Source organism: Bradyrhizobium sp. HKCCYLRH3073 (assembly GCF_051167995.1).
GTDB lineage: Bacteria > Pseudomonadota > Alphaproteobacteria > Rhizobiales > Xanthobacteraceae > Bradyrhizobium.
Genome location: NZ_JBNPUD010000007.1, coordinates 121,199 through 140,862 on the forward strand (window position 1 = coordinate 121,199; position 19,664 = coordinate 140,862).

The 19,664-nt window shown below is 66.1% G+C and carries 18 protein-coding genes; 8 read left to right on the forward strand and 10 right to left on the reverse strand.

Annotated elements, in window-relative coordinates:
* Nucleotides 1-185: 185 nt before the first annotated feature.
* The 3 genes from ACQR1X_RS18060 (at nucleotide 186) to ACQR1X_RS18070 (ending at nucleotide 3,406) form a co-directional block, all read left to right on the forward strand.
* On the forward strand, nucleotides 186-1,088 hold the full coding sequence (locus tag ACQR1X_RS18060; protein ID WP_434899308.1) for a helix-turn-helix domain-containing protein: 903 nt from the start codon (nucleotides 186-188) through the stop codon (nucleotides 1,086-1,088).
* A gap of 124 nt (nucleotides 1,089-1,212) precedes the next feature.
* Entirely contained in the window at nucleotides 1,213-2,499 is a 1,287-nt protein-coding gene (locus ACQR1X_RS18065; protein ID WP_315799683.1) for an MFS transporter, read from the forward strand.
* On the forward strand, nucleotides 2,492-3,406 hold the full coding sequence (locus ACQR1X_RS18070) for an amidohydrolase family protein (protein ID WP_316217848.1): 915 nt from the start codon (nucleotides 2,492-2,494) through the stop codon (nucleotides 3,404-3,406). Before ACQR1X_RS18065 ends, ACQR1X_RS18070 begins: the two co-directional genes overlap by 8 nt.
* A gap of 56 nt (nucleotides 3,407-3,462) precedes the next feature.
* Here the strand turns inward: ACQR1X_RS18070 and ACQR1X_RS18075 are convergent, their stop codons facing one another.
* A complete protein-coding gene (locus ACQR1X_RS18075) occupies nucleotides 3,463-4,074 on the reverse strand; it encodes a hypothetical protein (RefSeq protein ID WP_434840136.1) in 612 nt (203 codons plus the stop codon).
* 81 nt (nucleotides 4,075-4,155) lie between these two features.
* Nucleotides 4,156-4,926 (reverse strand): gamma-glutamyl-gamma-aminobutyrate hydrolase family protein, encoded by a 771-nt coding sequence (locus ACQR1X_RS18080; RefSeq protein ID WP_434899309.1) that lies wholly within the window; start codon nucleotides 4,924-4,926, stop codon nucleotides 4,156-4,158.
* 240 nt (nucleotides 4,927-5,166) lie between these two features.
* On the opposite strand from ACQR1X_RS18080, the gene ACQR1X_RS18085 reads away from it, so the two are divergent.
* Entirely contained in the window at nucleotides 5,167-6,315 is a 1,149-nt protein-coding gene (locus ACQR1X_RS18085; protein ID WP_315799679.1) for an AI-2E family transporter, read from the forward strand.
* 41 nt (nucleotides 6,316-6,356) lie between these two features.
* On the opposite strand, the gene ACQR1X_RS18090 is transcribed toward ACQR1X_RS18085, so the two are convergent.
* The 5 genes from ACQR1X_RS18090 to ACQR1X_RS18110 all read right to left on the reverse strand — a co-directional run bounded on the left by ACQR1X_RS18090 (nucleotide 6,357) and on the right by ACQR1X_RS18110 (nucleotide 12,198).
* Nucleotides 6,357-8,414 carry an acyltransferase family protein gene (locus tag ACQR1X_RS18090; protein ID WP_316181455.1) on the reverse strand — a complete coding sequence of 686 codons (2,058 nt, stop codon included), beginning with the start codon at nucleotides 8,412-8,414 and terminating at the stop codon, nucleotides 6,357-6,359.
* A gap of 273 nt (nucleotides 8,415-8,687) precedes the next feature.
* Nucleotides 8,688-9,857 (reverse strand): M20 aminoacylase family protein, encoded by a 1,170-nt coding sequence (locus ACQR1X_RS18095; RefSeq protein WP_434874422.1) that lies wholly within the window; start codon nucleotides 9,855-9,857, stop codon nucleotides 8,688-8,690.
* Between the two features lie 160 nt (nucleotides 9,858-10,017).
* Nucleotides 10,018-10,566: an HD domain-containing protein gene (locus ACQR1X_RS18100; protein ID WP_434874423.1), complete on the reverse strand. Its 549-nt coding sequence runs from the start codon at nucleotides 10,564-10,566 to the stop codon at nucleotides 10,018-10,020.
* 36 nt (nucleotides 10,567-10,602) lie between these two features.
* Complete coding sequence (locus tag ACQR1X_RS18105; RefSeq protein ID WP_315799676.1) at nucleotides 10,603-10,905, reverse strand: antibiotic biosynthesis monooxygenase family protein; 303 nt, start codon at nucleotides 10,903-10,905, stop codon at nucleotides 10,603-10,605.
* Nucleotides 10,906-10,974: 69 nt separating this feature from the next.
* A complete protein-coding gene (locus ACQR1X_RS18110; protein WP_316181459.1) occupies nucleotides 10,975-12,198 on the reverse strand; it encodes a GGDEF domain-containing protein in 1,224 nt (407 codons plus the stop codon).
* Between the two features lie 387 nt (nucleotides 12,199-12,585).
* Between ACQR1X_RS18110 and ACQR1X_RS18115 the strand changes: the two genes are divergently transcribed.
* Complete coding sequence (locus ACQR1X_RS18115) at nucleotides 12,586-14,682, forward strand: LamG-like jellyroll fold domain-containing protein (RefSeq protein WP_434899310.1); 2,097 nt, start codon at nucleotides 12,586-12,588, stop codon at nucleotides 14,680-14,682.
* Nucleotides 14,683-14,771: 89 nt separating this feature from the next.
* Here ACQR1X_RS18115 and rpsI read toward each other — a convergent pair whose 3' ends face one another.
* The 3 genes from rpsI to ACQR1X_RS18130 all read right to left on the reverse strand — a co-directional run bounded on the left by rpsI (nucleotide 14,772) and on the right by ACQR1X_RS18130 (nucleotide 16,307).
* On the reverse strand, nucleotides 14,772-15,254 hold the full coding sequence (gene rpsI / locus ACQR1X_RS18120) for a 30S ribosomal protein S9 (protein ID WP_006611043.1): 483 nt from the start codon (nucleotides 15,252-15,254) through the stop codon (nucleotides 14,772-14,774).
* Between the two features lies 1 nt (nucleotide 15,255).
* Nucleotides 15,256-15,720, reverse strand: a complete 465-nt coding sequence (gene rplM, locus ACQR1X_RS18125; protein WP_315799673.1) for a 50S ribosomal protein L13 — start codon at nucleotides 15,718-15,720, stop codon at nucleotides 15,256-15,258.
* A gap of 158 nt (nucleotides 15,721-15,878) precedes the next feature.
* Nucleotides 15,879-16,307, reverse strand: a complete 429-nt coding sequence (locus tag ACQR1X_RS18130; protein WP_315799672.1) for a PaaI family thioesterase — start codon at nucleotides 16,305-16,307, stop codon at nucleotides 15,879-15,881.
* A gap of 70 nt (nucleotides 16,308-16,377) precedes the next feature.
* On the opposite strand from ACQR1X_RS18130, the gene ACQR1X_RS18135 reads away from it, so the two are divergent.
* The 3 genes from ACQR1X_RS18135 to ACQR1X_RS18145 all read left to right on the forward strand — a co-directional run bounded on the left by ACQR1X_RS18135 (nucleotide 16,378) and on the right by ACQR1X_RS18145 (nucleotide 19,531).
* The gene (locus ACQR1X_RS18135; protein ID WP_434846915.1) at nucleotides 16,378-17,199 is read left to right on the forward strand and encodes an enoyl-CoA hydratase; all 822 of its coding nucleotides are present in this window, start codon (nucleotides 16,378-16,380) and stop codon (nucleotides 17,197-17,199) included.
* A gap of 238 nt (nucleotides 17,200-17,437) precedes the next feature.
* The gene (locus tag ACQR1X_RS18140; protein WP_315799670.1) at nucleotides 17,438-18,022 is read left to right on the forward strand and encodes a CoA-binding protein; all 585 of its coding nucleotides are present in this window, start codon (nucleotides 17,438-17,440) and stop codon (nucleotides 18,020-18,022) included.
* A gap of 225 nt (nucleotides 18,023-18,247) precedes the next feature.
* Nucleotides 18,248-19,531: an O-acetylhomoserine aminocarboxypropyltransferase gene (locus tag ACQR1X_RS18145; RefSeq protein WP_434899311.1), complete on the forward strand. Its 1,284-nt coding sequence runs from the start codon at nucleotides 18,248-18,250 to the stop codon at nucleotides 19,529-19,531.
* Nucleotides 19,532-19,664: the final 133 nt, after the last annotated feature.

The window sequence follows — 19,664 nt, forward strand, 5'->3', positions numbered from 1 at the left end:
CTGTGCGACGCTACTACCGCTGCACAGCAAATATCACCCGGATAATATTTGCCGATAATCAGGCGGCCTTGAGGCGACATCGACCCACGAGGTTGGAGAACGCCGCGCCCTGCCTGCCGGAAGTCGCCAGCCCGGCAAGACAATGCTAAAATTTATGGCAGCCATTCAGCCAGACGTCCCTCCCCATGCAGCTCAATCCCCTTCGTCATGCCGAGCGCGTCACCGGACGCCGGCAGTCGGCGCTGATCGACCTGTGGTCGACGGCCGGGTTTGCCGCGGCTGTCAGCGAGGTCACCGGGCCGCATCTTTACGAGTATGGCGAGCTGCCGGTCCCGACGGTGGCGATCACGCTATATGACGTCCGGCGTCACGTCCTGATCGAGGATGGCAAGGTGCGGCGCGATGCGCCGGTCAGCGCCGGGCGTTTCCGGATCGGCCAGCCCGGCTGCAGCGTGGTGGTCGATGCCGTGCCGGAGGTCCGCTCGGGCCCGCTGCTCATTCTGTATCTCGGCGATGCCCTGCTGAAGGAGGTCGCGGCCGCCCGCGGCTCTGCGGCGCCGGTCACCCTGACGAACCAGGCCTGGGACACCGAAGATCCGATGCTCGAAGCTGCGGCGACGCGGCTGGTCGAGAGCTGCGGTGGCGGCGAAAGGCCAAGCCGACTGCTCGCCGAACAGTTCGCCTACACGCTCGCGCTGCACGTCTCGGACCGCTACGCAGTGCAGCGCCCACCCGGACTGGAGCAGACGCGGCCCTTGGACGACCGGATGCGGGCGCGCGTCACCGAGTTCGTTCGCGCCGATCCCGGTGCGCCGGTCACGCTGGCCGCGATGGCGGAGGTGGCGGGGATGAGCCCGTCCTCCTTCCTCCGCAGCTTCAAGCAGGCGACCGGAACGACGCCGCATCGGTTCGTCGTCGAGCAGCGCGTGCTGGCCGCGCGCCGGCTGCTTTCGACCTCCGATCTGCCGATCGTCGAGATCGCATTGTCGCTCGGCTTCTCCTCGCAATCGCATTTCGGCGCCGCGTTCCGGGCGGTGACCGGCGAGAGTCCGGCGCGCTATCGCCGCATGCAGCGCGGCGGCCGGTGATTTCCTGACAAGGCTGCACGCAGCAGCGCCGATCCTGACGATTTTCTGACAGACACCGCCGGATCTTTCAGCGAACTCTGCCGCGGATCGACCGTTCAACAAGAGCGGCGCATGGGAGGCGAGGATGTCGACAGCTGCAGACACGGTGGTGCCGATCGAGGATACGAGCCTCACCGGCTTCTACAATGGCATGACCACGGCCGAACGGCGCACCTTCTGGGCCTGCGCCACGGGCTGGGCGCTCGACGGCATGGACTTCATGATCTACCCGCTGGTGATCGGCACGATCATCGCGCTGTGGAAGGTTGACGCCGGCACCGCGGGCCTCGCCGGCACGGTGACGCTGCTCGCCTCGGCCTTCGGCGGCTGGGCGGCGGGCTATCTCGCCGACCGCATCGGCCGCGTCCGGACGCTGCAGTTCACCATCATCTGGTTCTCGCTGTTCTCGCTGCTGTGCGCGTTCGCGCAGAACTTCGAGCAATTGCTGGTGCTGCGAGCCCTGCTCGGACTCGGCTTCGGCGGTGAATGGGCGGCCGGCGCGGTGCTGATGGGCGAGACCATTCGCGCCCAGTATCGCGGCCGCGCCGTCGGCAGCGTGCAGTCCGGCTGGGCCGTCGGCTGGGGCCTCGCGGTGCTGGCGCAAGCCGCCTTGTTCTCGCTGCTGCCGGCCGATCAGGCGTGGCGGTGGATGTTCGCGATCGGGGCCTTGCCGGCGCTGCTGGTGCTGTATCTGCGCGCCTTCGTGAAGGAGCCGGAGGTCGCCGCCGCCGCCCGCGCGAAGGTCGCCGCCGCCGGCGACCGCCCCTCGATCCTGGAGATCTTCCAGGGACCGATCCTGAAGACCACCATTCTCGCCTCGCTGGTGGCGACCGGCTGCCAGGGCGGCTACTACGCGATCACCTTCTGGGTGCCGCGCTTCCTCACCACCGAGCGCAAGCTCTCGATCGTCAGCTCGACCGGCTATCTCGCCGCTCTCATCATCGGCTCGTTCATCGGCTATCTCGTCGGCGCCTGGTATGCGGATCGTTTCGGCCGGCGCAACCTGTTCCTGGTGTTCTCGCTCGGCGCCATGGTCGTGGTCGCCGCCTACACCCAGCTGCCGCTGTCGAACGAGCTGCTGTGGCTGCTCGGCTTTCCGCTCGGCTTCTTCGCCTCGGGCTATTTCTCCGGCATGGGCGCGTTCCTCACCGAGCTCTATCCGACGCGCTTGCGCGGCTCCGGCCAGGGCTTCTGCTACAATTTCGGCCGCGGCATCGGCGCGCTGTTTCCGTTCCTGGTCGGCTATCTGTCGCAGATGACCTCGCTCGCCACCGCGATCTGCCTGTTCGCTCTGTTCGCCTATGCGCTGTTCTTCGTCGCCGCCTATGCGCTGCCGGAGACGCGCGGCAAGGTGCTGCACGCCGATGCGTGAGATCGCACCCGACGCCGATCGGGCTCCCGCCTGCGCGGGGCCCGATCCGCATCCGCGCAGGGCCTCCCGCTTCATCGTGCCGCCAGGCGCGGTCGACACCCACGCCCATGTCATCGGGCTGCCGCCGCGCCATCCCTTCGTGGCCGAGCGCAGCTACACGCCGCCGGAGGCCACCGCGGCCTCCTATCTGGCGATGCTCGATGCCACCGGCATGACCTATGGCGTGCTGGTCCAGGTCAGCGTCCACGGCACCGACAACAGCCTGATGGTCGAGACGCTGGGCGCCAACCGCGAGCGGCTGCGCGGCATCGCGGTGATCCCGCTCGGCCTGCCGGACCGCGAGCTGGCGGCGTTGCAGCAGGCCGGCGTGGTCGGTTTGCGCCTCAATGTTCTCTATGGCGGCGGCATCGGCTTCGATCAGCTGCACGACTACGCCGCGCTCGCCCGCGAGCTCGGCTGGCACCTGCAGTTCCTGATCGACGCCGCCGACCTGCCGGCCCTGGCGCCGCGACTGGAAGGGCTCGCGGTGCCGATCGTGATCGATCACTGGGGCCACTTCCCGGTGTCGCGCGGGACAGCCGATCCCGGCTTCCAGACGCTGGTCTCGCTGGTGCGCGACGGCGCCTGGGTCAAGCTGTCCGGCGCCTACCGCAACACGGTCGCCGGACCGCCCTATGCCGACACGGTCCCCTTCGTCCGCCGCCTCCACGCGGCCGCCCCCGACCGCTGCGTCTGGGGCTCCGACTGGCCGCACGTCGCGCACCGCGGCCACATGATGAACGTCGGCGAGCTGCTCGACCTCTTGGCCGACTGGGTGCCCGATGCCGCCGCCCGCAACCGCGTCCTCGCCGATAACGCCCAGCGGCTGTACGGGTTTCCGCCGAGCGGAGGCAGACACTCATCGTGATCGATCAATGGTGGTGACGATCACCGGTCTCAGCCGGCGCCGAGGGATGACTCCGATTACTTCGCAGCGAAATTGACTCCGATCTCGGTCACCACGGGCGCGAGCTTCAGCAGCGCCGGATTGTCGGACGACACCTTCACGCCATCGCCGGAGAGCGCCCGCGGCGTATCCTTCTCGGTGCCGAACCGCACGGTCACCGAGCAGCCGCCCGGCAGCATGCGCCCGAGGGCGCCGTTCTTGAAGTCGGTGACATAGCCGCCATAGTCCCAGCCGAAGCCCGCGACGACGAACGGCTTGCCGTTGGCCTTCTGGACCGCAGCGAGGCTCGCGCCGATCGAAATGCCGGCCACGGTCCAGCGGCTGGTCTTGGCGGTGTCGCGAAGGGTCAGCCCGGACACCGTGGCCGTCTTGTCTTCGATGAAGGCGACTTCGATGCGGCGGTCCATCGCGCGGGGAAACAGCACGAGGCCCTTGTAGGTCTCCCCCTCCGCCCCCGGCAGATCCTCGATCACGGCTTCACTGCCATAGCGCTGCTTCAGACTCTTCGCCGTGTCGGTCGCGGCCACGGGCAGCGCGCAGGTGATCGGCCCTTCGGTCGGCGGCGCGGTCTGAGCAGAAGCAGGACTGGCCACAGCCAGCGCAAGGACGGTGGTCAAGACATGGCGCATCAATGAACCCTTGTGAGACTGCGAAACAACGCGGCCAGCATCGTTAGGTCTGTTTCGCCGCATCTCGGGTTCAGGCCGACGTCACGACGACTGCCGCCGCTTCCTCACGGCATCCCCGAACGCCTCGAACAGCTTGCGGTTGATCGGGTTCTTCTGCGGATCGTATTCGGCGTGCCATTGCACGCCCAATGCGAAGCTCGGCGCGTCGGCGATACGGATGGCCTCGATGGTGCCGTCCTCGGCGATACCTTCGATGACGACGCGGTCGCCGGGCTCGAGGATGCCCTGGCCGTGCAGCGAGTTCACCTTGATGCTGTCGCAGCCGAGAATGCCGGCGAAGGCGCCGCCGGGCGTCAGCCGCACCTCGTGGCGGTCGGCGAAGATGACGGTCGGATCGGGATGGATCTCACCATTCTCGAGCCGGGGCATACGGTGGTTCATGCGGCCGGGGATCTCGCGGATCTCCGGATGCAGCGAGCCGCCGAAGGCAACGTTCATCTCCTGCAGGCCGCGGCAGATGCCGAACAGCGGAATGCCCCGGGCGACGCACGCCTCGGTCAATTGCAGCGCGACCTCGTCGCGATGGATGTCGTAGGGCTCGTGCTTGAGACTGGGCTCGGTGTTGAAGCGGGTCGGGTGCACGTTGGCACGGGCGCCGGTCAGGACCACGCCATCGACGACATCGAGCAGCGCGGCGATGTCGGTGATCTCGGGAACGCCGGCAAACATCAGCGGCAGCGCGCCTGCGACCTCGGCCACGGCGCTCAGGTTGCGTTCGCCCACCATCTGTACGGTGAACCTGTTCTCGACGCGATGGCTGTTGCCGATCACGCCGACGACCGGACGCTTCATGGCCCTCGTTTCTCTCCCTGGGAGCCCAGGCTCGATCTCCAATGAGCCCGGAGGCACAGATCATGCCTCGACAAATCATGCCTGTGTCGCAAAGCCGGATCAACATATGGCGGCGCGGGTCGCCAATGCCAATTCCGGACAACCCCGCAAGCGCCCCGCCGCACCCCGATCCCAAGCCTGCGCTTGATCCGCCAGCCGTTTTCGCCAATGTGTGGGGCCGATCAGCACAGAGGACGCCCCATGACCGCCCCCGCCGACCCGCGCCTCCAGGCCCGCAGCGACCTGGCCTGGGCCATCGCCGTGGGCGGCATCGGGGTGATCCTGTTCATGGCCGCGCTCGCCTTCAGCTGGTATTACGCTGCGGCGCTGTTCCTGCTGTTCTCCGGCATGCTGCTCGGTGTCGCGCTCAATGCGATGACCAGCCTGCTCGGCCGCGTGCTGCCCTGGCCGCACCCGGCGCGGCTCGTCATCGTCTGCGTGGCGCTCGCGGCCGTGCTCGTCGGCATCGTCTTCCTGGGCGGCACCACCATCGCGGAGCAGGCCAAGGTGCTGAGCGATACGATCAAGTCGCAGCTCGGCAACATCAAGGGCTTCCTCGACCGCAACGGCATCGACACCAGCTTCTTCGACTTCAACGCTGCGAACACGGCCACTGCCGCACCTGATGGCGGCTCGACCACACCGACCCAGACGCCGTCCCATGGCCTGCCGGGCGGCCTGCCCTCGCCGAGCGCGCTGGCCTCCTCCGGCGGCGCCATCGTCAGCCAGACCTTCAAGCTGCTGCTCGGCACCGTCAGCGCCGTCGGCAACTTCTTCATCGTGCTGTTCTTAGGATTGGCCTTCGCGGCCCAGCCGGCGGTCTACCGCAGCGGATTGCTGTTCCTGGCGCCGGCGAAGTACCGCGACCAGGCCACCGTGATCGTCGACCGCATCAGCTACACGCTGGAGCGCTGGCTGATCGCCCAGATCACGACGATGTTCGCGGTCTTCCTGGTCACCTGGATCGGCCTTGCCATCATCGGCGTGCAGAGCTCGTTCATCCTGGGCATCCAGGCCGGCCTGCTGGCGTTCATTCCAACCGTCGGCGCGATCATCGCCGGCGTCATCGTGGTGCTGGCGAGCCTTGCCTCCGGCTGGGTCGCTGCGGTCAGCGCCTTCGTGCTGTTCCTCGGCGTGCACGCGATGGAGAGCTATGTGCTGACGCCGCTGATCCAGCGCCAGGCGCTGGACATCCCGCCGGCCACGCTGTTCGCGTTCCAGATCCTGCTCGGCATCGTGTTCGGCGTCTGGGGCCTGACCCTGGCGCTGCCGCTGATGGCGATCGCCAAGGTCATGATCGACTACTTCAAGAGCGACCACCGCACCGAGGACGCCGCCGCCGCGATCTGAGACGTCGGCCGGGAGCGATCGGTCATACGGCCCCTGCTCCGCTATCGCATGCGAGACGGAGCGTCCTGATGACCCGTCGAGTCGCCCGCTACGAACTCCTTAAGCCTGGCTTCCGACGGGCGACCCAGCCTGCCCAGGAAGGCATCCAGTTGCGGCTTCAATTTCGACACCACGAACTTGGAGCCTTCCGGCGTGAGGTGAATGATGTCCCAGATGATCGGCGTTTCCGGATCAATCTTCGTTGGACAATTCCTCACGCTGCAGATGGCATCGAGCACCGAAACGTACTGAACGCCAGGATGAGCGCGCGCGATGTCCCGGAGAACGTCGTCGGCCTTGAACGATGCCTCCACGGGCGTGAGCGCGTTGCCCACCGGCAGATGCGTCCGTTCGTATTTGAACAGGGTCTCAGCCAGCGGCGCCGGGAATTCCAGCGACGGCCCGAGCAACAGAACCGGAACGCCCGCGTCTTCCGCCTCCTTCAGCAACGCACCAAGATAGGTGTCGAAGCGCGGCGCGCCCGATCGGCCATAGGCTTCCACGTACCAGCGCCAATTGCCCGAAATGATCACCGCCGCGGGAGTCCGCGCCTTGATCTGCTCGCGCAGCAGACGATTGGCGTCATTGCAGTTTCGCGAAAACCCCTGCTGCAACTCGACAAAGGGAGCGCACGCAGCCGTGGTGAGCTGCATCAGTTGATAGTTGTCCGCTGGAAGGTAGTCACGCAGCCCCCAGGAATAATGGGCAGCGATGCTGTCTCCGGCGAGCAGAATGTTGCGCTTGTCTGCCACGGGCGTGAGACACGCGCCGAAATCGTAGCTCGACAACGGTTCTTCGGGCCCCAGAAAGCAGCTGTGCGTCCGGTAGAACGGGGTCACAGTCTGGGCATTGTAGCGCAGCATCCGCTCCTGCGACGGCGGGAAACGTCCTGCATAGCCCTCGTGCATGACGCCGTGCACCCCGACCGCAAGCAGGACGACGGCCGTGGCGGCAGTCAATCCTGAGACCCGCAGGCCGTTCCAGGTCATGCGCGCCCGGATGGGCCGCTCCACCGCAACATGGGACACGTACGCAAGCAGCACGACCGACGCCAGCAACGCCACCGTCCCGACATTCGAACTTGCGACGTCGAGCGGGAGTGCCGCCCTCCCGAGAACAAACACCGGCCAATGCCAGAGATAGAGCGAGTACGACAGCCGCCCCACAAGCGCCCCCGCATCCTCGAACGGAAGCCGGGGCCGGCCCTCCTCCCGATTGAAGGCGATGATGGAGAGAGCCGCGCCGAGACAAGGGATGAGGGCATGCAGCCCCGGAAAGCGGGTCTCGGACCGGAACATGACCACCGGAATCACGACGAGCGCCAGGCCGACCACCCCAAAGACGCAGCGCGCCACGAACCTGACCGGCGACCAGCGATGGAGAAAAAAGGCGACGCTTCCGATCAGGAATTCCCAGGCGCGCAGAGGAGCAAGGTAGAACGCGGCGGAGGCCGAATTCTTGATCAGGAGCTCGTCGAGAATACACAGCGCCAGCGTGCCGGATATGACGAGAGAGAGCGAGGACTTCGACGCCGGATCGCGAAAGAGCTTGCTCCAGACCCACGTGATGACCGGAAACAAGAAGTAGAATTGCTCTTCGACGGACAGTGACCAGGTATGAATCAGAACCTTGCCCATCGTCGGGAGATCGAAGTAACCGGTCTCCATCCAGAAGAACACGTTCGACGAAAACAGCAGCGTCGATATCGCGCTTCCGAAGAAGGTTCGGTAGTCGCCCGGCGGCACCAGGAAATAGCCGACGATCCCCGTCACGCCGATCATCAGGTAAAGCGCCGGCAGCAGGCGCCTTGCCCTGCGCTCGTAGAACGCCAGGAACGAGAACGAGTCGGAGGCAAGTCCCGCCCAGATCAACCGGGAGATCACGTAGCCAGAGATGACGAAGAAGACGTCGACGCCGACGAAGCCGCCGCCGAATCCCGGCAGCTCATAGTGAAATCCGATCACCGAAATGACGGCGAACGCGCGCAGACAATCGATGTCCGCGCGATACTCCAAACGCCCCGAAACGCTCACACTGACAACCCGCATCGGCGAGGCCAACTTGGCCTACCGGGCTACCGGTGACACGCATGGAAACGAAACTCAACATTCAGAAACAATCATTGGAACTAAGCATGACATGGTGTGACCAAGTCGCCGCACTCCAGCGCGCCAAAGCCTATTGAACAGCCTTTTCGTGGCTGATGACCGAATTTCGGTGCGTGAACCGAACGTAGGCGAGACGGCGAACGATCGCCGCTTCAAAGCCACCATTGCGCCGTAATTCACGTCCGAACGCAGCCAGAACACTTCCCAAACTATCAACTAAGAAGTCTAGCCGGCCGGCATCGCGGTCTCGACGAGCTTGGCCCAATAGCTGATGCCGTGCGGGATCACGTCATCGTTGAAATCATATTCGGGGTGATGCACGCCGGCGCCATCGCCGATGCCCATGAAGACGAACGCGCCGGGCCGCGCCTGCAGCATGTAGGCGAAGTCCTCGCCGCCGAGCCGGGGCGGCATGTCGGTGATGACCTGATCCGGCCCGACGACGCTGCGCGCCACGTCGGCGGCGAACGCGGTCTGCTCCGCATGGTTGATGACGACCGGATACCCCCATTCGTAATCGATCTCCGCCTCGACGCCCATGCCGCTCGCGAGCGCCGTCACGAGGCCCTTGAAGCGCTCGTCCATCAAACGGCGGATGTCCTCGTCGAGCGTGCGCACGGTGCCGCCGATGATCGCGGTCTGCGGAATGATGTTGTCGGCGGTCGTCCCCGCGTGGAAGCGCGTGATCGACAGCACCGCGCTCTCGACCGGATCGACGTTGCGCGCCACGATCGTCTGCAGCGCGGTCACGATCTGCGCGCCGGCGATGATCGGATCGACGCATTTGTTCGGCCGCGCGGCATGGCCGCCGAGGCCTTTCAGGCGCACCTCGAAGGTGTCGGCGGCGGCCATCACCGCGCCGGTGCGCGTCGCGACGGTCCCGAGCGGAAGACCCGGCGCGTTGTGCAGGCCATAGACCTCCTCGATGCCGAAGCGCTCCATCAGGCCGTCCTCGACCATCGCACGGCCACCGGCCCCGCCCTCCTCGGCCGGCTGAAAGATGACGATGGCGGTGCCGGCGAAGTTGCGCGTCTCGGCGAGATAGCGCGCCGCGCCCAGCAGCATCGCGGTGTGACCGTCATGGCCGCAGGCGTGCATCCGGCCGGGAATGGTGGACTTGTGCGGGATGTCGCCGACCTCCTGCAGCGGCAGCGCATCCATGTCGGCGCGCAGGCCGATGACACGCTGCGACGGCTCGCGCCCGCGGATGACGCCGACCACGCCGGTCCTGCCGATACCGGCGACGACCTCGTCGACGCCGAACGACCTCAGCAGCTCGGCAACGCGCGCGGCCGTCCGATGCACCTCGTAGAGCAGCTCGGGATGCTGGTGGAAGTCGCGGCGCCAGACCTTGGCGTCTTCGGCGAGCTCGGCGGCGCGGTTGATGATCGGCATGACGGAGTTCCGGAAAATGAGAGCACGCCGTGGCGACGCGCGTGTCATCTCATTGCATGTCGCGCGACGGCAAAACACAAGCCACATTCGCTCATGCGATGCTGCGCAGGCTGCATTGCCGCGCTGATGCGGCCGTTCAAAAACGCCTGAGCTGATCCGCTTAGGATCGAAGGCCGCGCAGCTCGCGGGCGAGATTGCTCCGCGCCTTCCGGTCGAGCGCGGCGGCAAAGCCCGCATCCGGATAGATCACGGGGCGGCTTGCGAAGCGCTCCAGCACCGCCGCGCGCCCGGCGCGGTAGGCGTCGTCCGGCACATCAGCATATTCGCGCCGGATCGCATCGGCATAGGCGTCGTAGCTGGCCTCGTCGCTGCCGAGAATGGCGAGATCGATCGAGACGAGCAGCGCGCCCAGCCGATCGCCGGGCGCGACATCGTGGGTGCGGGTCAGCCGGATCAGGCGTCCGACCTCGTCGCGCAGATCGGCCGCGACATGACGCTCGGCAAGGACGGCGCTCTGCTCCTCATTGTCGGACCGCGTCGGATCATACACGACGTCGTGCCACCAGATCGCGAGCGTCAGGATCTCGCGGTCGCGGGCGTCGAGGTCCGCAACGCGAGCGAGCTGGGCCAGGCAGTCCTGGATGTGGCGAAGATCATGGTAGTGCCGTCCCGCCGCGGAGTAGGCTTCGACCAGATCGTCATGCGTCATGGTGGCGTTCCGTCGGCAGCAGCGGCTACGCGCTGCTCAGCCGGCCGAGGTCAGCACCGTCTCGGTGTGCTCGACATCCGGAGGGCTGGCGAAATACTGCCCGACCAGGCCGCGCCATTCGGTGAAGTTCTCCGAGCCACGGAAATCGACCGTGTGGCTCTCGAGCGTCTCCCACTTCACCATCAGGCGGTAGCGTTGCGGCTTCTCGATCGACTTGTGCAGCTCGAAGCCGTGAAAGCCCTTGGAGCGGCCGAAGGCAGCGCGCGCCTTCGCGACGGCGGCCTCGAAATCCTTCTCCGTGCCCGGCTTGACGTCGATCTGAGCGATTTCCGTGATCATGGTCTGTCGGCCTCCCCTGGCGTTGGACCGCTTGTCTAGCCCAGACCTCGGGAGAGCGAAAGCCGCGCCTCAGCTCGACAATACCGCCTGTTCCGACTGCGGCAGGCTGGCAGAAGCGGCGGCGCGCTGGCGGCGGTAGCGGTCGAGCGACAGCGGCAGCTCCTCCGACGCTTCGACCCGGTTGCGACCGGAGCGCTTGGCCTTGTAGAGCGCGGTATCGGCGGCCGCGAGCAGCACGTCGAGTTCGGTCCCGCCCGGCCCGCCGGCGACGCCGATGCTGACGGTGGTGTCCACCGGCTGGTCCTCGCGCACCACCCCGGAGGCCGCGAACGCCTCGCGGACACGCTCGGCGGCGACCATGGCCTCTTCGATGGAACAGGGCAGAAGGGCTGCGAACTCCTCGCCGCCGATCCGGCCCGAGAGATCGGTGAGGCGCAGATTGTTGACCACGACGTCTGCGAAGATCTTCAGGACCTCGTCGCCCTCGGCGTGGCCGAAGCGGTCGTTGATCGACTTGAAATGATCGATGTCGAAGATCAGCACGCTGACCGGCCGCTGCTCGCGCGCCTCGCGCTCGATCAGTTGCGCGCAGGACTCGGCAAAGCCGCGCCGATTGAGCAGGCCCGTCAGCGGGTCGGTGGTCGCCGCGCGCTTGTGGGCGCTGACGATGCGCTCCGACACCAGCATGAAGATCACGAACACGGTGCCGACAGCGTAGAGCACGAGCTCGATCGAGAAGATCGTGACCCAGGCCCCGGCGAAGGCGCCGTCGGACTCGCGCAGCATGTTGCCGAGCAGGATCGGCAGCATCAGGACGAAGCCGTGCATCACCGGCACGATCAGCGCCGGCCAGCGCTTGTGCAGAGACCGCCGCCGCTCCTGCCACAGCTCGGCCGCGGTGAGCATGGCATAGATCACGACGATCGCGGCGCCGATCGTCAGCCGCAGCGCCTGCGCCGAGGGATCGAGCAGCATGCCGCTGGCGATCCAGACGATGGCGCCGAGCACGAGTCCGGGCACGCTCGGCCGCTTGCCATGAAACACGCGCGCGGCGTTCCACACCATGGCGGTGGCGATCAGGCCGATCGAGCTCAGGAACAGCGACACCACCTCGCCATAGAGCTCCCCGATCAACGTCCACAGCGCGATCGCGACCGCGCCGAGGACATAGGCCGCGCCCCACCAGCGCAGCGCCGGCGTGTTCTCCTGCCGTCCGAAGTGCAGCAACATGGCGCCAAGCAGCGCCGCGACCATGGTCGCTACGATGTCGAGCGTCATGCTGTCGAGTGCCATCCGTCACCTCGGTTGCTGCGGCGGCGCGGAGACTTTGGTTAGCGCGGCCTTGTCGCGATCAACCTAGCGAGCGGTCTGTTCGAAAGAGGTTTGCCTGGGATACCAAGTTTTCTCGAAAAGCTCGGCACAACTCGTCGGCAAATTGCTGCGCAAAATGCTGCAAACAGGATTCAAAACCGATCGCGCCAGGCACCATGCGCGCCCGCCTTGATTGCACGAAATGCAGCTCATTATTGAGAGTTGCGGAACTGAGCATGTGGAATCAATCGTTTCCCGCTCCGCACCGAACACTCATGGAAACGATAAGAAACCTTCTCAAATTTGAGATCATCTCTCCCTACCACGGCGCGACAGCAGCGCGATCGGTCGCATGCGATGGGGACGAGAATGTCTTTCGACGACGATTCATACGACAGCCAGGCCGCACCAAATCATCCGTCGCGCGATCCGCAAGCAACCCAGGGCGTCGATCGCCGCACGCTGCTGCGCAATGCCATGGGCGTCTCGGCGCTCGGCCTCGGTGCCAGCCTGTTGCCGGGCCAGGCCGCGCACGCGCATTGGCGCATGCACCACCGTCATCACCACGTCACCACCAGCTTCGCGCTCGCCGTCCTCCCCGATACGCAGTTCTACTCGCGCTATGCGACCTCCGAGGAAGGCCAGGCCTATCAGCGGCAATATGGCAGCACGCCCTATCCGGCGCAGACCCAGTTCATTGTCGACAACGCCGCGAAATATCACATCCCATTCACGATCCATCTCGGCGACGTCGTCGACCAGTCCAGGCATCCGCAGCAATGGGCCGTCGCCGACGCCGCAATGAAGCTGCTGGAGAATGCCGGCCGGCCGTATTCGGTGCTGGCCGGCAATCACGACGTGCTGTCGGCGCTGGAGTTCGAGAGCGCGGCGAGCCAGAGCGCGGGCACCGATGCGCAGCGCGGTTCATCGGAGCCGTATCTGTCCTGGTTTCCGGCCAGCCGCGCGGCGAAGCAGCGGACCTTCCTGGAGCGGCATCCGAGCGGCTGGCACGAGGCGCATGTGTTCCACGCCTGCGGCGTCAGCTTCATGGTGCTGTCGCTGTCGTGGCGTGCCTCGGACGACGCCGTCGCCTGGGCGCGCAGCATGATCGCGCGGCACCCGATGCTGCCGGTCATCCTCGCCAACCACCAGTTGCTCAACATCGCCAATGACGGCACGAGCCCGCTCGAGGTCGCCTACGGTCAATACCTCTGGGAGAAGCTGATCCGCAGCAACGACCAGATCTTCATGACGCTCAACGGCCACTATCATGGCGGCGCGCTGCTGACGAAGATCAACGACTTCCATAACCCCGTGCACCAGATGGTGGTCGACTATCAGATGGCCTATCAGGGCGGCAACGGCCTGATGCGGCTCTACGAGTTCGACTTCACGGCCAACAAGATCGACGTCGCCTCGTTCTCGCCTTGGGTGGTCGAGAAGCCGAAGGACAGTCTCAAGCAGTTCGACCGCGCCTGGCTGACGGAGGACAACCACGAGTTCTCGATTGCCATCGACTTCCGCCGGCGTTTTTCACGCTTCACCAATTTCTGCCATCTGCCGGCCTTCGCCGGCACGCCGATCCTGCCGCGGGTGAAGCAGGATCTCTATGCCAACTACACCGAGGCGCCGGAGCCGGTGGTGGTGCCACCCGCGAACGAACAGGACTATCCGCTGATCGCCGAGACAACAGCGCATTGGCGGATCGCGTCGTCGGCGATCGGCAAGGCGGTGGCCGCCGGCACCGCGCTGTCGGACCTCACCGCCGCCAACCCAATGCAGCGCGCATCGCTCGCCGGTGCCGCGGAGGTCGCCGATGTGGCCTTCACCGCCGACAAGCACCGCCTGTCGTCCGCGCCGGGGAGCGTTCAGTTCCTCAACACCACCAAGCAAGGCGCCGGCCGCTTCAGCTGGTTCACGACGGCGGCCAACGCGCCGATCAATGCCGCGACCTTCGCATCCGGCTACACGGTCGAGGCCTTCATCAAGATCGATCCGAACTGGAAGGCGGCCGATCACGCCTGGTGCAACATCCTGACCCGCTTCGGCAACCGCGGCTGGCTGCCCGGCTATGCCGGCGGCGACCCGGAGTCACCGCCGATCCTGTTCGCGATCTCGAATCTCCGCGAGGTGCAGTGGGAGATCGTGCCGTCGAGCGCGACCGCGCAGCCGCAGACCGACTGGTCCGGCGAGATCATGCTCGACACCTGGTACCATCTCGCCATCGTCAACGACCCCACCGATAACTCCACCGTGCTCTACATCGAGGGCGCGCCGGTCGTGCGCAGCGTGATCGGCGGCAACGGCATCGCGAGCGTCGCAGCGTCCCAGCCCTGGGCGCTCGGCTGCGGCTGGTGGGACCGCGCGCCGTCCGATGGCTTCATCGGCAGCATCGGCGAGGTCCGCGTGGTGTCGAAGCCGCTGGCGCCGAGCCAATGGCTGACCGCGCGCCGCGCCAGCGCCTGATCACACAACCTCCAAGCAAAACGGGCGCCCGCGAGGGCGCCCGTTCGTATTGGTAGCTGACGGATCCGGCCGCAGCCGGACCCAGGAGATCAGCGCTTCGAGAACTGGAAGGAGCGGCGGGCCTTGGCCTTGCCGTACTTCTTACGCTCGACGACGCGCGAGTCGCGGGTCAGGAAGCCGCCCTTCTTGAGGACGCTGCGCAGCTCCGGCTCGAAATTGGTCAGAGCCTTGGACAGGCCGTGACGCACCGCGCCGGCCTGGCCGGACAGGCCGCCGCCGGCGACCGTGCAGATCACGTCGTACTGGCCCTTGCGGGCGGCGACGACCATCGGCTGCTCGATCATCATGCGCAGCACCGGACGGGCGAAGTAGACCTCGATGTCGCGGGTGTTGACGGTGACCTTGCCGGAGCCCGGCTTGATCCAGACGCGGGCGACCGCGTCCTTGCGCTTGCCGGTGGCATAGGCGCGGCCGAACTTGTCGACCTTCTTCTCATACTTCGGAGCGTCCGGGGCCGTGACGGCGCCCTTGAGCTGCGACAGCTGATCGAGAGACTGGATGCTTTCGGCCATCTTATGCGGCCCTCGTGTTCTTGCGGTTCAACTTGGCGATGTCGATCTTCTCGGGGTTCTGCGCCTCGTGCGGATGATCAGGTCCGCCATAGACACGCAGATTGCCCATCTGCACGCGGCCGAGCGGGCCGCGCGGGATCATGCGCTCGATGGCCTTCTCGATCACGCGCTCGGGGAAGCGGCCCTCGAGGATCTGGCGCGCGGTGCGCTCCTTGACGTGGCCGACATAGCCGGTGTGCTTGTAGTACGTCTTCTGCTCGCGCTTGCGGCCGGTCAGCACGGCATGCGCGGCATTGACGATGATGACGTTGTCGCCGCAATCGACGTGCGGGGTATAGATCGGGAGGTGCTTGCCCCGCAGCCGCATCGCGACCAGCGTGGCGAGACGACCGACGACCAGACCCTTGGCGTCGATGACGACCCACTTCTTCTGGACCTCGGCCGGCTTTGCCGAAAAGGTTTTCATGAGAGATATCCGTGACAGGGAGAATGCGGCGCGGGTGACGCGCCGAACTGGTCGCAGCTTCTAGAGAAGCGGCCTGCATTCGTCAACGCCATCCACGCGAAATTAATGCAATAAAAACAGCGACTTAAAAATATGGTGCAATAATACCCTCAAAAACCCTACGCATTCGGAATGGAATAGGTCGCCGTGACATGGGCGATCGGATCAGGCGATTCCCCTGACAACAGCGTGACTTCGCCGACCGCAAGCCGCTTGCCGAGCTTGAGCAGCCGCGCCTCCGCCAGCACGTCGGCGCCGGCCGCGCCCTTGCGCAGGAAGTTGATGTTGAGATTCGTGGTCACGGCGAGCCCGACCGGGCCGATCGCCGACAAGAGCACCACGTACATCGCGAAATCGGCCAGCGCCATCAGTGTCGGCCCGGAGACGGTGCCGCCTGGGCGCAACATGCGCTCGTTGAAGCGCTGGCGCATCCGGCAGCTCTTGCCATCGGCGCTCTCGATCGAAATGTCGCCGCCGGTGCGGAACGCCTGGGGAAATTCCGCGTGCAGGAACGCTTCCAGCTCCGCGATGGTCATCTTCGCCGTCATGTCTCCCCCTGCTCTCGTCGTCGCTCATCTGTTACATTAGCTGCATCGACGCGCCCATATGGAAATCGCAATGTCCGCCCCTGCCCTCGCCGACGCCGCCGATACGCCGATTTTGTTGCGCGAGATGGCGGGCGCCGTCGCCGTGCTCACGCTCAACCGCCCGGCACAGCGCAACAGCCTGTCGGAGCCGCTGATCGCAGAGCTGCATCAGGCCCTGGCCGAGATCGGCGCCGACAAGGCCGTGCGCGCCGTGGTGATCGCAGCAAATGGCCCGGCGTTCTGCGCCGGCCATGACCTCAAGGAACTCACCGCGCATCGCGGCGACGCCGACCGCGGCCGCGCCTTCTTCGCCAAACTGATGAATGCCTGCAGTGCGATGATGCAGGCGATCGTGCATCTGCCGAAGCCCGTTGTCGCGTCCGTGCAGGGCATCGCCACCGCCGCCGGCTGCCAACTGGTCGCGAGCTGCGATCTCGCCGTCGCCTCCGAGCGCGCCTCGTTCGCCACGCCCGGCGTCGACATCGGCCTGTTCTGCTCGACGCCGATGGTGGCGCTGTCGCGCAACGTGCCCCGCAAGCAGGCGATGGAGATGCTGCTGACCGGCGAGCCGGTTCCCGCTGTCCGCGCCCGCGAATTGGGCCTCGTCAACCGCGTGGTCACGCCCGGCACGGAGCGCGACACCGCGATTGCGCTGGCACAACAAGTGGCGCGCAAATCGGCCTATACGATCAAGCTCGGCAAGGAGGCATTCTACCGCCAGGCCGAGATGAGCCTTGCCGACGCCTATCGCTATGCGGCAGAGGTGATGACGCAGAACATGCTCGCCCGCGACGCGGAGGAAGGCATCGGCGCCTTCATCGAAAAGCGGACGCCGACGTGGCGGGATGAGTGAGCACCGACGCTCTCTCCGCCGTCATCGCGAGCGCAGCGCCGCGATCCAGAGTCCCACCCGAGCCCCTGGATTGCTTCGTCGCTGTCGCTCCTCGCAATGACGGTTTCAGCAACTTCGTCATTCCGGGGCGATGCGAAGCATCGAACCCGGAATCTCGAATTGGTCGAACTCAGCTCGAGATTCCGGGTTCGCCCTCCGGGCGCCCTGGAATGACGGCAACTAATAGAAGTGCACGCCCATGAATCACGACACCTACCCCGACGACTACATCCGCGGCATTCTCAACGGTGTGAAGGTGATCGCGATGGTCGGCGCCTCGCCGTCCGAGATCCGGCCGAGCTTCTTCGCCTTCAAATATCTGGTGCAACGCGGCTACGACATGATCCCGGTGAATCCCGGCCATGTCGGCAAGAGCCTGATGGGCCGCCCCTTCGTCGCCTCGCTCGCCGACATCGGCCGCCCGATCGACATGGTCGACATCTTCCGGAGCTCGCAGCACATCATGCCCGTCGTCGACGAGGCGCTGAAGCTCTCACCCTTGCCGAAGGTGATCTGGATGCAGCTCGGCGCGCGTGACGATGCGGCGGCCGAGAAGGCCGAGGCCGCCGGGCTGAAGGTCGTGATGAACCGATGCCCCAAGATCGAGTATGGCCGGCTGTCGTCGGAGATCTCGTGGATGGGCGTCAACTCCCGCACCATCAGCGCCAAGCGCGCGCCAATCCCGACCCAGGGCATGCGGCTGTCGCTGAACCGCACCAGCGTCGGCGGCGGCGCGACGGCCGCGGCCGACCGCGCCGCGAAGGACAGAAGCGATCCCACCTGACGCATCTGCGAAAGGAACGTGTCGCGACGACGGCGCGACACAGCAGCGCATTTCAAATCGGAGCGATCCGCGCCGGCAGCCTTGACGCCATCCTGGCCGCTGGCAAATGTCCTCCGCCGGGATGACGCGGAGGCGCACGATGCGCGCTATCGACACCGTCTCCCATCATCGATCCCTGCGCCAGCCGGCGCCGGCGCGCAACGGATCAAGCCAAGAGGAAACACCATGACCGAACGTGCCCCGGGATTTGCCACCCTCGCCATTCACGCCGGCGCCCAGCCCGACCCGACCACCGGCGCGCGGGCGACGCCGATCTACCAGACCACGTCCTTCGTGTTCAACGATGCCGACCACGCCGCCTCGCTGTTCGGGCTGCAGGCGTTCGGCAACATCTACACCCGCATCGGCAACCCGACCAACGCCGTGCTGGAGGAGCGCGTCGCCGCGCTCGAGGGCGGCACCGCCGCGCTGGCCGTTGCCTCGGGCCATGCCGCGCAGGTCGTGGCGCTGCAGCAGTTGCTGGCCCCGGGCGACGAATTCATTGCCGCGCGAAAACTCTATGGCGGCTCGATCAACCAGTTCACGCACGCGTTCAAGAGTTTCGGCTGGAACGTGGTGTGGGCCGACACCGATGACGTCGCGAGCTTCGAGGCCGCGGTCTCGCCGCGCACCAAGGCGATCTTCATCGAGTCGCTCGCCAATCCCGGCGGCACCATCACCGACATCGAGGCGGTCGCGCAGGTCGCGCGCAAGGCGGGCGTGCCGCTGATCGTCGACAATACCTTGGCCTCGCCCTACCTGATCCGCCCGATCGATCACGGCGCCGACATCGTGCTGCACTCGCTGACCAAGTTCCTCGGCGGCCACGGCAACTCGATCGGCGGCGTCATCGTCGATGCCGGCACCTTCGACTGGGCCGGCGGTGGCGACAAATATCCGATGCTGACGCAGCCGCGTCCCGAATATCACGGCATCCGCCTGCACGAGACGTTCGGCAATTTCGCCTTCGCGATCGCCTGCCGCGTGCTGGGCCTGCGCGATCTCGGCCCCGCGCTGTCGCCGTTCAACGCCTTCATGATCCTGACGGGCATCGAGACGCTGCCGCTGCGCATGCAGAAGCACTGCGACAACGCCAAGGCGGTCGCCGAATATCTCAGCAGGCATCCCGCCGTGGCGTCGGTGAGTTACGCCGGCCTGCCCGAGGACAAGTATCACACGCTCGCCCGCAAATACTGCCCGAAAGGCGCCGGCGCCGTGTTCACCTTCTCGCTCAAGGGTGGCTACGATGCCGGGGTCAAGCTGGTGTCGAACCTGAAGCTGTTCTCGCATCTCGCCAATGTCGGCGACACCCGTTCGCTGGTGATCCACCCGGCCTCGACCACCCACAGCCAGCTCGACGATGCCGCCAAGATCAAGGCCGGCGCCGGCCCCGACATCGTCCGCATCTCCGTCGGCATCGAGGACAAGGAAGACCTGATCGCCGACCTCGAGCAGGCGCTGAGCGCGTAGGCGGGTCGGCAGCTGCGCTGAACGTGCGGCGATCTCAGACGCGAGTTGCACACGCATATCGCCATCGACGTCATGCCCGGGGCTTGACGAACGGCTGAGACCGAGATGGCGATCCGGGCCTCGAAAAAAAAGA